14 protein-coding genes are annotated in these 12,466 nt (G+C 61.3%); 12 read left to right on the top strand and 2 right to left on the bottom strand.

Annotated features, from left to right (window positions below):
- Positions 1 to 750 (top strand): site-specific integrase (locus tag BR24_RS02015; protein ID WP_496539846.1); only part of this gene is annotated, 750 nt, incomplete at its 5' end.
- A 559-nt stretch (positions 751 to 1,309) separates the two neighbouring features.
- On the opposite strand, the gene BR24_RS02010 is transcribed toward BR24_RS02015, so the two are convergent.
- Complete coding sequence (locus BR24_RS02010) at positions 1,310 to 1,636, bottom strand: flagellar basal body protein (protein WP_496539845.1); 327 nt, start codon at positions 1,634 to 1,636, stop codon at positions 1,310 to 1,312.
- A gap of 84 nt (positions 1,637 to 1,720) precedes the next feature.
- On the opposite strand from BR24_RS02010, the gene BR24_RS02005 reads away from it, so the two are divergent.
- The 10 genes from BR24_RS02005 to rfbD all read left to right on the top strand — a co-directional run bounded on the left by BR24_RS02005 (position 1,721) and on the right by rfbD (position 8,696).
- Positions 1,721 to 1,948 (top strand): MoaD/ThiS family protein, encoded by a 228-nt coding sequence (locus tag BR24_RS02005; RefSeq protein ID WP_496539844.1) that lies wholly within the window; start codon positions 1,721 to 1,723, stop codon positions 1,946 to 1,948.
- A 1-nt stretch (position 1,949) separates the two neighbouring features.
- Positions 1,950 to 2,789: a HesA/MoeB/ThiF family protein gene (locus BR24_RS02000; protein ID WP_496539847.1), complete on the top strand. Its 840-nt coding sequence runs from the start codon at positions 1,950 to 1,952 to the stop codon at positions 2,787 to 2,789.
- A gap of 89 nt (positions 2,790 to 2,878) precedes the next feature.
- Positions 2,879 to 3,268, top strand: coding sequence for a winged helix-turn-helix domain-containing protein (locus BR24_RS01995; protein ID WP_496539843.1), 390 nt, complete (start codon positions 2,879 to 2,881; stop codon positions 3,266 to 3,268).
- Between the two features lie 23 nt (positions 3,269 to 3,291).
- On the top strand, positions 3,292 to 4,113 hold the full coding sequence (locus BR24_RS01990; RefSeq protein ID WP_496539842.1) for an ABC transporter substrate-binding protein: 822 nt from the start codon (positions 3,292 to 3,294) through the stop codon (positions 4,111 to 4,113).
- Positions 4,114 to 4,182: 69 nt separating this feature from the next.
- The gene (locus BR24_RS01985) at positions 4,183 to 4,878 is read left to right on the top strand and encodes an ABC transporter permease (RefSeq protein ID WP_496539841.1); all 696 of its coding nucleotides are present in this window, start codon (positions 4,183 to 4,185) and stop codon (positions 4,876 to 4,878) included.
- A complete protein-coding gene (locus BR24_RS01980) occupies positions 4,875 to 5,552 on the top strand; it encodes an energy-coupling factor ABC transporter ATP-binding protein (protein WP_496539840.1) in 678 nt (225 codons plus the stop codon). The genes BR24_RS01985 and BR24_RS01980 overlap by 4 nt, the downstream gene beginning before the upstream one ends.
- The gene (locus tag BR24_RS01975; RefSeq protein WP_496539839.1) at positions 5,549 to 6,256 is read left to right on the top strand and encodes a molybdopterin-guanine dinucleotide biosynthesis protein MobB; all 708 of its coding nucleotides are present in this window, start codon (positions 5,549 to 5,551) and stop codon (positions 6,254 to 6,256) included. The genes BR24_RS01980 and BR24_RS01975 overlap by 4 nt, the downstream gene beginning before the upstream one ends.
- A gap of 25 nt (positions 6,257 to 6,281) precedes the next feature.
- Positions 6,282 to 6,731 (top strand): tRNA (cytidine(34)-2'-O)-methyltransferase, encoded by a 450-nt coding sequence (locus BR24_RS01970; RefSeq protein ID WP_496539838.1) that lies wholly within the window; start codon positions 6,282 to 6,284, stop codon positions 6,729 to 6,731.
- Positions 6,732 to 6,816: 85 nt separating this feature from the next.
- A complete protein-coding gene (gene rfbB / locus BR24_RS01965; protein WP_496539837.1) occupies positions 6,817 to 7,833 on the top strand; it encodes a dTDP-glucose 4,6-dehydratase in 1,017 nt (338 codons plus the stop codon).
- Positions 7,833 to 8,696 (top strand): dTDP-4-dehydrorhamnose reductase, encoded by an 864-nt coding sequence (gene rfbD, locus BR24_RS01960; protein WP_496539836.1) that lies wholly within the window; start codon positions 7,833 to 7,835, stop codon positions 8,694 to 8,696. Before rfbB ends, rfbD begins: the two co-directional genes overlap by 1 nt.
- On the opposite strand, the gene BR24_RS01955 is transcribed toward rfbD, so the two are convergent.
- Entirely contained in the window at positions 8,693 to 11,326 is a 2,634-nt protein-coding gene (locus BR24_RS01955) for a cyclic nucleotide-binding domain-containing protein (RefSeq protein ID WP_496539835.1), read from the bottom strand. The two genes, rfbD and BR24_RS01955, sit on opposite strands and share 4 nt — an antisense overlap.
- Before the next feature lie 227 nt (positions 11,327 to 11,553).
- Here BR24_RS01955 and BR24_RS01950 point away from each other — a divergent pair, with 227 nt between their 5' ends.
- On the top strand, positions 11,554 to 12,447 hold the full coding sequence (locus tag BR24_RS01950) for a glycosyltransferase family protein (protein WP_496539834.1): 894 nt from the start codon (positions 11,554 to 11,556) through the stop codon (positions 12,445 to 12,447).
- The last annotated feature ends 19 nt before the right edge of the window (positions 12,448 to 12,466 follow it).

The raw sequence follows: 12,466 nt of genomic DNA, 5'->3' as shown, positions 1-12,466 counted from the left end.
GTCGCCTTGGAGCACCTGAGCAACCTGAAGCAGCGCAAGACTGGCAATGCGGCCAACAAGGACCGGAAAAACCTCGTCGCAGCTTGGCACTGGGGGATAAAGTACCACAATATGAACCGGGTCAACCCCTTTCAGTTGGTGGACAAGTTCCCCGAAGAGCGTCATCCAAGGTATGTCCCGCTCTTCGTCGATTTCAAGGCTGTGGTGGATCTCGCGGACGAATACGAACGCTTAGTGCTCCTGACCACCTTCTTCACCGCAGGACGCAAGTCCGAAATCTTCCGTATCAAGTGGGATGAGGTCGACTTTGACCGCAAAACCGTTGGCCTCTGGACCCGCAAGCGAAACGGCGGTGACTGGGAATATGACCTGATTCCCATGGCCGATTCGCTTCGGGTCGAGTTTGCAAAACGCAAGCTGCAAGCCGGGAAAGCGGAACATGTCTTTGACCAGACGCATAAAATGGTCAAAGACACTCACAATCGCTGGCTTGGCAGACTCTGCAAAAAAGCAGGCGTGAAGAGGTTCGGCTTCCATGGTGTCCGTCATCTTGCAGGCAGCATCGGTATTCAAGCCGGCGCGAACATTCTGGATATCCAGCAATTGCTCCGCCATGTATCCAAACGCACCACCGAGCGATACATCCACCGGCTTACCCAGAACAACCGAGCTGTGGATGCTTTGAACAAAAGCATGCAGACGCTGGCAGACGGCCAGTCCCCTTGGGACAAGGTCGAAGGCGAAGACTGACGGCTGGCGCAGGGTCCCGAGATTGAGGCTACAGCCCTGCGCATGACCTGAAGCCACAAACACGAGCCACCGAAAAGAAAAATGGTCCGAGCAGAGGGTTGCCTGACATGGTAACCATTTGATTTTAAAGAACCACACCGCACGCCTCCAGCCGGGTGCCTCCGGCGGGCAGGGGCTCCGCCCCTGCACCCCGGCAAAGGGGCGGGCCCCCTTTGCAATCCCTGGTTTGTCAGCGGGGTTGCAGCTACACGATTCATGCGGCCGCAGAACTCGCGTCACAGCTGCAACCCCGCTGACGGGGATTTTGGTGCCTTGCGTCTTGGCTGAGGGAGATTCATGTGTGAACTTCTTGGATCATCAGCTCTCCCCCTAAGCGCTTCCCGCCACTTACGACCGGCAACCGCCATTCGTCCCCGCCAAGCCGCCTACGCGCCAAGGCTTTCTGAAAGCCTCAAAGCGGCTTGGCAGGCCAAAGGTTTTTGGGAGATTCTTAAGAACCCTTTTGCAAAAGGGTTCTTAAGCCCCCGGAGGGCCCTCGAAGAGCCGCCGGAGGCACTGATCAGGCGATCATATTGATGATGTGACCGGTCATTTCTTCCTGGGCTCGGACGACGGCCGCGTTGGCTCCCACCATGTGCTCGTTGCGCATGAGTCCTATCATTTCGCGTGCGACGTTGGTGTTGGAGCCTTCGGTGCCGCCGACCATGGGACCGGGGGAGTTATCCTTTCGGATGTCGGACACCTGCACTCCTGCGCTTCGGTTTTCTTCGAAGACGGTTGAGGAGGCCTTGAATTCGTCCGTATTGACGTTGGCGAGGTTGTTTGCATTGACCTGCTGGGCCGTGGAGGCCGCAGAGATGGCCGATGCTGCGGTATCGATAGCCATGATTCGAGTTAATCACATTGACTGGTTTGATGCAAATGGACTTGCGGTGTTGCTTTGGGGCGGTTGTGGCGATACATTGCCTGCATGAAAATACAGGTAAAATGTTTTGCGACCTTGGCAAGCCGTCTGCCTGAGAATTCGGATGATTTTCCGATTGAGGCGGGTGAGACTGTTGCGTCTGTGGTGAATCGTCTGGGCATTGACGAGGATGAGGTCCACCTGATGTTCGTGAACAGCGCTCGCGAGGGGCTGGACACGGAACTCGGGGACGGCGATCGCCTCGGGCTGTTCCCGGCGGTGGGTGGTGGCTGATATGGACGAGTCCGCCATTCTCGATGCGTTGCGAACCGGTGCGCGCGAGGACGACACGCCGAACGGCCGGGCGCCTGTTGTATCGCATGAGGCTATCGCGGGGATCGCGACACGTTTCGGGACCGTAGGCTGGCAAATCGAGGCGCTTGCGCTTGAGAACGGAATGTATCCTCGGCGATATCTGCGTGGCATGAACGGTATCAGCCGTTCGGATCAGATCGGGCTGCTTCGCGGCAGGGTTTCGCAGGTGGGTCTCGGCGGGCTTGGCGGGCTGATGATGGAAACATTGGCGCGCTCCGGTGTGGGACGTATCCGCGCTGTGGATGGCGATGCGTTCGAAGAATCCAATCTCAATCGACAGGCGCTTTCCGAAATGAACATGCTCGGCAGAGACAAGGCCGAGGCCGCCGTCCGGCGTTGCCGTGACGTCAACCCTTCCGTGGAGTTCGATGCAGAAGCCGTGTTTCTGGACCGTTCGGGATTCACGGAACTGCTCCGAGACTGCGACGTGGCCGTGGACGCGCTTGGCGGACTCAGGGACCGCCCGGCGTTGCAGGAGGCCGCGTCCGATCGGGGCGTTCCGCTCGTGACGGGCGCTCTGGCGGGGTGGACCGGATACGTGGGCGTGGTCATGCCGGGACAGCTCGGCCCGGGGGACATCATGGGCACGGACGACTCGGCCGAGGACAGGCTCGGATGCCCCGCTCCGACCGTCAACCTCGTCTCCTCGGTCATGGCGCGAGAAGTCCTGCGCATTCTCGCCGGAAAGAAATCTCCGCTCGCCGGCAGCATGCTCATCATCGACATGGACGGCCCCACCTTCGAGACTGTCTCCCTTTAGCGGTGTCAGACCGTTAGTATTATGTCCGTGTTGACTTAATTCTCGCAATCAGGCAATCCTGCCCTAACTGCGAAAACTGGACGGTGACAATGAGTGCCAAGCGATCGAAACCAACGCTTCGACTTCGGGTCTGGATCGAAGAGGATCAGGAACTTTACATCGGCATCGGCAGCACCCTGCTGCTGAGAAAGATTGATGAACTCGGCTCGCTCAAGCGGGCGGCCGAGGAGCTGGGCATGAGCTATCGCCGTGCCTGGGGACGCCTCAAGAAGACCGAAAAGCGTGTTGGGACGAAGCTTGTGACCAAGACTCCCGGCCAGGGACAGCGGTTCGGACTTTCGGATGAGGGTCGGACCCTCATGGAACGCTTCACGGCCTTTTACGCGGACGTGGAGCAGTATGCCCGTAAGCGGGCGTCGGAAGTCATGGGAGAAGAGGTTCTGCCGAGCCACGAGTTCGGCCTTGATGACACGGAATGACAACCAACGAGCGGAGGTACCCTGTGAAATCCCTGAAAATCGCCCTTGTCTGCCTGATGCTGACCGCCTTCATGGCCGGTTCGGCCCTTGCGGAGAGCCTGATGATGGCCACCACCACCAGCACCGCCAACACCGGCCTGCTGGATGAACTCATCGCCCCCAAATTCCAGAAGGACACCGGCATCGAACTCAAGTTCGTGGCTGTGGGCACCGGCAAGGCGCTGAAGATGGCCGACAACTGCGACGTGGACATCGTGCTCGTGCACGCCCCGGCAGCCGAACAGAAATATGTCGACTCCGGCGCCCTCGTGGACCGCAAGGAACTGATGTACAACGACTTCGTCATCATCGGCCCCGAATCCGACCCCGCCGGCATCAAGGACATGAGCGTGGTCGATGCCATGCAGGCCATCGCCGGTGCCAAGGCCGAGTTCGCTTCCCGCGGTGACGACTCCGGCACCAACAAGAAGGAAATTTCCCTGTGGAAGGCCGCCGACATGGCCGTTCCCGACAAGCAGGACTGGTACATCCAGACCGGTCAGGGCATGCTGCCCACCATCACCGTTGCCACCGAGAAGGGCGCCTACACCATGACCGACCGCGGCACCTTCATCAAGTTCAGCGCCAACCACGACGGCAACCCGCCGCTGAAGGTGCTGGTGGAAGGTGACGAGGTGCTCTTCAACCAGTACAGCGCGCTGGCCGTGAATCCTGAAAAGTGCAAGAAGGCCGAGTACAAGCTCGCTACCAAGTTCATCGAATGGATGGCTTCCCCCGACGTGCAGAAGGCCATCGGCGACTTCCGCCTGCTCGGCAAGAAACTCTTCATCCCCAACGCCAAGTAACCGCAGAAACTCGCAACGACGCGCGGCGCAGAAAACAACTCTGCGCCGCGCTTTTTGCACGGACGGGCCATGGACTACCTGCTGAACGGGTTTATCAGAGCCTTCGGGCTGCTTTTCGGGGGCGACCCCGAGACTTTTTCCGCCATCTGGACCACCGTCGCGGTGTCCACGCTTTCCATCGCCGCATGTCTGGCCGCGGGCATCCCGCTGGGGTTTCTTCTCGGCCACAACGACTTTCGCGGCAAGAAGGCCCTGCGAACCATCGTGGATACCCTGCTCTCCTTTCCCACCGTGGTCATCGGGCTGGTGGTGTACGCCTTCCTTTCCAACCGTGGCCCGCTGGGCGATCTTGAACTGCTCTTCACCATCCCCGGCATCGCCATCGGCCAATTCATGCTGGGCATGCCCATCGTGGTGGCCATGACGGCCAACGCCGTGGAGTCTCAGGACAGGAGGCTCAAACCCACGCTCATCACCCTCGGCGCGAGCAAGCGTCAAATGCTTACGGCAACCATTCTGGAAACCCGGTACAGCCTCATGCTCGCCGCTGTTGCGGCCTACGGACGGATCGTCTCGGAGGTGGGCATCTCCATGATGGTCGGCGGCAACATCAAGTGGCATACCCGGACCATCACCACAGCCATCGCGCTGGAAACCGGCAAGGGCGAGTTCGACACCGGCATAGCGCTGGGCATGGTGTTGCTGGCAGTGGCGTTCGCCGTGAACATCGGCGTTGCCACGCTCAAGCGGAGGGCCGGACAGTGAGCCGTCCCATCTGTGAACTTTTCGAGATCCGCCAGCAGTACTGCGGGCGAGACGTGCTGGACATCCCCTACCTTTGCCTCGAACAGGGAAGCATCACCGGCCTGAGCGGTCCAAACGGCTGCGGCAAGTCCACCCTCCTGCGCATAATGGCCCAGCTCGAGGCCCCGGCCCTCGGCACGGTACTTTTGAACGGGGAGCGCACCGACGCCGCGTCCGCCCCGGGGCACCGTGATGTGTCGCTTCTTCTTCAGGAGCCGTTCCTGCTCAAGCAGAGCGTCTTCGCCAACGTGGCCTTCGGACTCCGGGCGCGAGGCATCGAAGGCGAAAAGGAACGGGTTCACGAGGCACTGCAACTGGTGGGACTCGACCCCGTCGCATTCTGTCAGCGGAAGTGGTATGAACTCTCCGGCGGAGAGGCGCAGCGCGTGGCGCTGGCGGCCCGTCTGGCGTTCCGTCCGGCCCTGCTGCTTCTGGACGAACCCACGGCAAGTCTCGACGAAGCCAGCGCCGCGACCATCCGCGAAGCCGCGCTCTCCGCAAGGTCGCGCTTCGGCACCACCCTGGTCATCGTCAGTCACGACATGAAGTGGCTGCACGCGGTGAGCGACACCGTCATCTGCATGGAGCGCGGCAGCATTGTGAAACAGAAGACCACACAGGGAGAAAACGCATGAAGGCGGTATCCATCGTCGGCCCCAAGAAAGCCGGAAAGACCACTCTCGGCCTCGCACTCTGCGCGGAACTGAAACAGCGCGGCATCCGCGTTTCCGCCGCCAAGCATTCCAATCACGGCTTCGACCGTCAGGATACGGACACCGCCCGTTACGCCGAACACTGTACCGGCGTCCTCGGCTTTGGCCCGAACGAAGCTTTTGCCCTGTGGCCCAAGGTACGTCCGCTGGCCGACCTGTTGCCCCTGATGGACGCGGAGTTCATGGTGGTCGAAGGCGGCAAATACCTCGGCTGGATGCCGCGGGTGCTGGTGCTGGACGAGGAGCCCGCCGAAGGCCTCGACTGGCTCTCCCCGGAACTGGCCGTCGCGGTCTACGGAAAGTACGAAATCCCCGGCATTCCGAACACCTCTGACCCGCGGGAACTGGTGGACATCGTGCTTGAACGCGGCTTCGTCCTGCCCGCACTGGACTGCGAGGCCTGCGGAAGGGAAAGCTGCAAGGCCCTCGCCGCGGAAATCGTTTCGGGACAGGCCTCGGTGAACGACTGCGTTTCCCTTGAAAGCGCCGCGGAGATCAGCATCAACGGCACGCCGCTCGGCACCAACCCGTTCGTGGAAAAGATGATCGCGGCAACGGTTCGCGGCATGCTCAGCACCCTCAAGGGGTTCGCCCCGGGCAAGGCCGAAATCAAGGTGGACGTCTAGCGGTTTCGCGGCTATTTTGCCGCGCATGAAGATCGTCCTTTACGAACCGGAAATTCCGCCGAACACCGGCAACATCGCGCGCCTGTGCGCCGCCACCGGCACCCCGCTGCATCTCATCGAGCCGCTGGGGTTCTCGCTGGAGGACAAATATCTCAAGCGCGCCGGGCTGGACTACTGGCCGCACGTGGACGTGACCGTGCACCCTGACCTCGACCATTTCCTCCAATCGCACGAGGGCGGCGTGGTCTGTTCAAGCGCACGCGGCGGTACCCTGCTGCACGACTTCGCCTTTGAACCGGATGACGCCATCCTGATCGGCCCGGAGACACGAGGCATTCCCGCCGAGGTGCTGGACCGCTTCACCCGTCACGTGCGAATCCCCATTCGCGACGCCGTTCGCAGCCTGAACCAGTCCACGGCCACCGGCATCCTTCTCTATCAGGCGCTTGGCCGGACCGGCCTGCTTCCGGCATAAGCGCGCTTGTCATTTTTCCGGGCTGCCTGTATTGATTGGGACGATTCCCGGCACCCAGATAAACAAGACTTCTCAGGACCGATACATGAAAATTCTCGTCACCGGCGGCTGCGGATTCATCGGCACCAACTTCATCCGCATGATGCTCCGGAAGCATCCGGACTGGCAGATCGTCAACCTCGACAAACTCACTTACGCGGGCAACCGGCTGAACCTTCTGGATCTTGAACAGAACGAGCCGCGTTACTCCTTTGTGCAGGGCGACATCTGCGACCGCGACCTGTGCATGGAACTGATGAAAGACCCGCACCTGGACGCCGTGGTCAACTTTGCTGCCGAGTCCCATGTGGACCGATCCATCAACGACCCCTCCCCGTTCGTGACCACCAACATTCAGGGCGCACAGAACCTCATGGAATGCGCCCGGCAGAACGATATTTCCCGCTTCGTGCACGTCTCCACCGACGAGGTCTACGGTACGCTGGGCCCGGAAGGAAAGTTCACGGAGGACACCCCTCTGGCTCCCAACAGCCCATACTCGGCCAGCAAAGCATCGGCAGACATGATGGCTCGGGCCTATTTCGAGACTTACGGCATGCCCATGGTGGTAACTCGCTGCTCCAACAATTACGGCCCCTATCAGTTTCCGGAAAAGCTCATCCCGCTCATCTACCTCAGGGCCAAGTCGGATCAGCCGCTGCCCGTCTACGGCGACGGCATGAACGTGCGTGACTGGATATGGGTGGAGGATCACTGCCTCGGCGTGGAACTCTCACTGCTCAAGGGCCGTGACGGGCAGGCCTACAACTTCGGCGGTGACGCGGAGGAGACCAACCTCGACGTGGTGCGCACCATCCTTTCCATCCTCGGCAAACCCGAGTCGCTGATAACCTTCGTCAAGGACCGGCCCGGGCACGACCTGCGCTACGCCATGGACTTCAAACTGGCCCGCGAGGAACTCGGCTTCGCCCCCACTACAGGATTCCGCGACGGGCTCGTGAAAACTCTCGAATGGTATGACGGTCATGGCGACTGGCTGAAACAGGTGCAAAGCGGTGCCTACCGCAATTTCATGGACCAATGGTACGAGGATCGGACGTAATGCAAACTCAGGGGATGAGAGCCGTCGTCTTCGGCGGAAGGACCGGACTGCTGGGACAGGCGCTTTCCGCGCGACTGCGGGAGGAAGGCGCCGAGGTGCTGGCGCTCTCGAGCGAGGATGTGGACGTCCTCGATCAGGCCGCAGTGGCCGGGATTCTGGGTGAATTCCGACCCGATGCGGTCTTCAACGCCGTGGCCTACACGCAGGTGGACACCGCAGAGGACGAGGAAGAGAAAGCCTTCGCGCTCAACGCGACGGTTCCGCCGCTTCTGGCCGCGCAGGCCTCTCGCTTCAATGCCCTGTTCGTACACTTCAGCACGGACTTCGTCTTCAAGGGCAACGCCAACATGCCGTACCTCGAAACGGACCGCCCCGGCGCGGTGTCCGTCTACGGCATCAGCAAGGCCGCCGGAGAGCAGGGGCTGCTCGATCTGGATTACAAGCATACGCTGATCATCCGCGTTGCATGGCTCTTCGGCCCCGGAAAAATGAATTTCGTCCAGCGAATACTGGAACTTGCCGCCGAACGCGACCAACTCAAGGTCGTGGCGGACCAGACCGGCTCCCCCTCCTACACCCCGGACCTCGCGGAAAACACGCTGCGACTCGTGGAACGTGACGCTACCGGCGTCTACCATCTCACCAACTCCGGAACCGCCACATGGCACGACCTCGCCTCCGCCGCGGTCGGCATGTCCGACATCCCGTGCGAGATAACTCCCATTTCCTCCTCCGAGTGGCCAACGCGCGCGGTTCGCCCGGCCTATTCCGTCCTCGACACCTCCCGCTTCACCGAAAAAACGGGCGTCACGCCAAGACACTGGCGCGACGCCCTGAGAGAGTACGTCGAGACACTGGACTAAATCAGCTCGCGTCCCCGTAAATTTGCGTCCGAGAGGCGGTCCGAAAGCAGGTTGATGAGATAGCGGTCAAGCGCGGTAGCCAGTTTGGGGACCTTGCGCTCCACTGCACGGAGCTTCTCGCTCGTCAAGATGTACAGCACGGTCCGCTCGGCGGCCTTGACCGTGGCCGTTCTTGGGGCCTCCGTATAGATGCCCATCTCGCCCACCACCGCGCCGGGGCCGACCTTCTTGAGCCTGAACCGCCTGCCGTCTTTCTGCAGCTCCACTTCGAGCGATCCGCTTTCCACGAAGTACATGGTGTCCGAGGGATCTCCCTGCCGGAAGAGGACGTCCCCGTCACTGGCCTCGATGCGTTTCATGACCTTGACCAGAGCCTGCGCATACCGCTCGTCGGCAAAAGCCGGTCCCAGCATCTGCACAAGGGTTCCCTGCGCCTTCGAGGTCATGCCCTCGGCTTCGAGCAGTCGCTCTTCACACCACTCCAGCGCGTAATCGAGATTGATGAAAATGCGAAATGACCCTTCCATGTCGTTGATGGCGAACCCGCTCTTGGCAAGGTACTCCTCCAACTCGAACGGGACTCGCGTAAAGATGACGTTGAGCTCCTCGTCGAGTGCGAGATTTCGCAGCATCCCGAAACCCAGATTGGAAAACGAGGCGAAGCCGGAGACTTTGCCGAAATCGACAATGAGGTACTCCACGTCCAGCTTTTCCTGATCGAGAATGCGTTCGCGGATGCGTTCCACCATGTCCTGCATGGTCCCGAGAAACACGAAGCCGCGCAGGCTCACCACGTGCACGTGCTCGCCCACCTCGCGCAAAACCCGCGCCTGAGCCGGAGAGCGGTCCACGTTGCTGTGAAACACCGAGCCGGAGAGCTCGCCCCGCACGCCGCCGTCTCGGCTGTAGCGCCGGATGCTCATGAGCGCGCCGAAAGCCACCCCGAAACCGATCCCGATGACCACTCCGAGCAGGATGGTCATGAAAAACACCAGCATCATCACGAGGGTATCGTCACGACGATAGAACGCGGAGCGCACCTTGAACATCCAGTCGCGAATCAGCGCTAGGCCAAAGAAAATCAGCATTCCCTCAAGCGCGAATCGAGGCAGAAATCCCACGGGCGCGTCTCCGGCAAGGTAGAGCCCGCCGCAGATCAAAGAGGCCAGCACACCAGCCAGCGCTCCCTTGCCGCCTATGGCGAGGCTACCGAGGCTGCGTCCCCGCGAAAAGGAAACGGGCATGCCTCCGAGCACTGCCGAGCCGAAATTTGCCAAACCCACTGACTCGAAATCGCCCACGCCTCCCTCGGAAGGCGAGACCTCGGCCTCCAGAAGCGTCCCCCGGTAGGTGACCTTGATGAACGCGATGGCCATCAGCGCGCCGATGAAATAGGCGTTGTCCAGTATGACCTGCCACTGTACACGGTCCCAGAAGCCGAGACTCAGCACTTCGGCGTGGAACGCCTCGGCATTCACCGGGATTCCGGCCGGGATCAGCAGGATGCGCGTCCAGAGGCCGCCATGCCCCCAGATCTCCAGCGCCTGCACGCCGATCAGAGTTGCCACCAGCACGCACAGCAGCCACAGGCTGTTTCGGAAGCGTCCGGACAGAATATAGAGGAAAAAGCCGAAAAGGATCGGCGGGAGCACCCGCATGGGGTCGGCCGTGGCAATGCGCTCCCAATCCATGAACTGGAAGACCGAAAGCCCCGCGTGCGGTACGCTACCATCTCCCGTCATGAGAGACAGCGCCGCGAGCACGATGAAAAATCCGATACCGCCGACCACGCCGCCGATGACCTGCACCGGCGTGTAGCGGACCCAGACGCCGGCCCCCACGCGCCCCAGGATGTAGAGCGTGAACCCTGTGCAGAGCCCGGCAGCGAGGATGCCCGCGGTCAGAGTCGGAACCACTGCATCGGCCGGACCGGACTCCAATCCGGAATACAGTGCCCCGGCATAAAGAAAGGTAACGCCGCACAGGACCGACTCGGGGCCGGCCAGCGCAAAGGGAATCCTGCTTCGCAGGGAAAAGAGAAAACCCCCGACACTGGCGGAAACGAGCGCCATGGCGGCGGCATTGGGCAGAAAAACGCCCCCGTCGGCCTGCGAGCCGACCAGGAGCGCCATGCACAGGGCCGAAATGTACCCGAGCAGGCCGGATACGATCCCGGCGAAGAGATTGGGAAACACGCCTCCGGCGAGGACTCGCCCACGCTGCTCCACGCGCGCTCCTGCCCGAACGTCCTCAAGCCCCTCCGGATCATCCGGGTGCTCGCCGGGTTCCCACGGTTTGCCGGATTCGTCCACGAGGTCGCTCAGGTCCACGGAGGTGTCATCCGGGTCGGGCAACTCCGGTTCTTCTTCATGAACGACACACACGGGGCCTCCGCACTCCGGACAAGCGCCGGGCCGATCACACACGCCCAGCGCAGCGCCGCAATCGGGGCAGATATCCTCGGGGGCGGCGATTTCATCGAACTGCCCCGCTCCCTGATCGATGTTGAGATCAAGGCTTTCCCCGGCAACCGAGACTTCGGCGCAGACAGGACACCGTACCGCCCGACCCTCGAGATCGTCGGCAACGCGTTTCTCGAAATCGCAATCGGGACACTTGAAGACCGCCACGGCATCCTCCGTCGAATTATCACAGTTGCCAACCATCCGAAGAGACAGCTTCTTTTCACTTATACGCAAACCCGCAAGGCGTGGCAACCCGCACTGCCATTTCATAAAAAGGATTTTTTTCATCCCCGCCCTAAAGAATACCCTCCCTGCGCCGATAAGACGGTCACGAAGAAGCCGAATTGCGCACATGGACGTGTCGCAGGCAAAACCCACGGAAGGGTTCGGACATGAGAGGAAGCCCCAGAGCCTCACTGATCATAACGCTCGCCGAGGAGCATGTCTTCCTGCCCCGCGCCCTACAGTCGGCCGCAATGCAGAATGAAGACTCCGGCCGTGCGGAACTGATCGTGGCCGCGCCGGAGCCCCTGCTCGAAAGCGTTGGGGTATGGGAAGTCGCCCTCGACATGCCGATCAAGACCGTCCCCACGGCTGACGAAGCCACCGTGTCCGCCATGCGAAACGCCGCGGCCGACAAGGCGGAGGCGCCGCTCCTGAGTTTCCTGCACCCTTCGCATAGGCTCGACCGTCACTATCTGGACGAGGTGCTCGACGCCAGCGAGGACGTCCCGGAAGCGGACTTCATCTACACCGACTATGTGCGCATGTCGCAAAAGAGCGGCCGGGGAGCTTCCGGGCTGATGCGACTGGCACCCTTCGACGAGGAAGCGATCCGCAGGACCGACGTTCTCGGCCCTTCGGTGGTGGTCAAGAAGGAGACCTTCGATGGACTGGAACGGTTCCGCGAGGACTTCATTTATTCGGAGTGGGATCTTCATGTGCGTGCCGCCCAGTCCGGATGCGCATTCCTTCACATCGCCTACCCGCTGCTTACCGCTGTTGAGCGCAAGATAGGATTCCGCGAACGTGCGCTCGACGGACGCGGCAAGGCACTCGTGGTCATCGCCAACCCCGCCTACTTCCATGGGCACACCCTGCGCTGGGCGCTCTCCTACCTCCGCGGCGAAGCGTGGGCCGAGGCATGGACATTCCGCACCATCCCCACCGCCGTGGAAGTCAGCCACATGCTCAACGCACACACGATCAATCAGGTGAACAGGACTGATGCGGCCGAGGAAGCCGTGCGCCAGTTCGCCGACAACGTGATCCCCTTCACTGCATGACTATTCCCGCCCCGGCTCG

This window comes from Pseudodesulfovibrio halophilus DSM 5663 (assembly GCF_059568665.1).
The sequence above is the reverse complement of the archived record's forward strand: the minus strand, read 5'-3'. Positions and strand labels throughout refer to the sequence as shown.

What these genes read in the sequence shown, in the direction of transcription:
- BR24_RS01985 (WP_496539841.1), top strand. Translation starts at nt 4,183, where the DNA reads ATGGACTACCTGCTGAACGGGTTTATCAGAGCCTTCGGGCTGCTTTTC.
- rfbD (WP_496539836.1), top strand. Translation starts at nt 7,833, where the DNA reads ATGCAAACTCAGGGGATGAGAGCCGTCGTCTTCGGCGGAAGGACCGGA.
- BR24_RS01950 (WP_496539834.1), top strand. Translation starts at nt 11,554, where the DNA reads ATGAGAGGAAGCCCCAGAGCCTCACTGATCATAACGCTCGCCGAGGAG.
- BR24_RS02005 (WP_496539844.1), top strand. Translation starts at nt 1,721, where the DNA reads ATGAAAATACAGGTAAAATGTTTTGCGACCTTGGCAAGCCGTCTGCCT.
- rfbB (WP_496539837.1), top strand. Translation starts at nt 6,817, where the DNA reads ATGAAAATTCTCGTCACCGGCGGCTGCGGATTCATCGGCACCAACTTC.
- BR24_RS02010 (WP_496539845.1), bottom strand. Translation starts at nt 1,636, where the DNA reads ATGGCTATCGATACCGCAGCATCGGCCATCTCTGCGGCCTCCACGGCC.
- BR24_RS01975 (WP_496539839.1), top strand. Translation starts at nt 5,549, where the DNA reads ATGAAGGCGGTATCCATCGTCGGCCCCAAGAAAGCCGGAAAGACCACT.
- BR24_RS01995 (WP_496539843.1), top strand. Translation starts at nt 2,879, where the DNA reads ATGAGTGCCAAGCGATCGAAACCAACGCTTCGACTTCGGGTCTGGATC.
- BR24_RS01970 (WP_496539838.1), top strand. Translation starts at nt 6,282, where the DNA reads ATGAAGATCGTCCTTTACGAACCGGAAATTCCGCCGAACACCGGCAAC.
- BR24_RS02000 (WP_496539847.1), top strand. Translation starts at nt 1,950, where the DNA reads ATGGACGAGTCCGCCATTCTCGATGCGTTGCGAACCGGTGCGCGCGAG.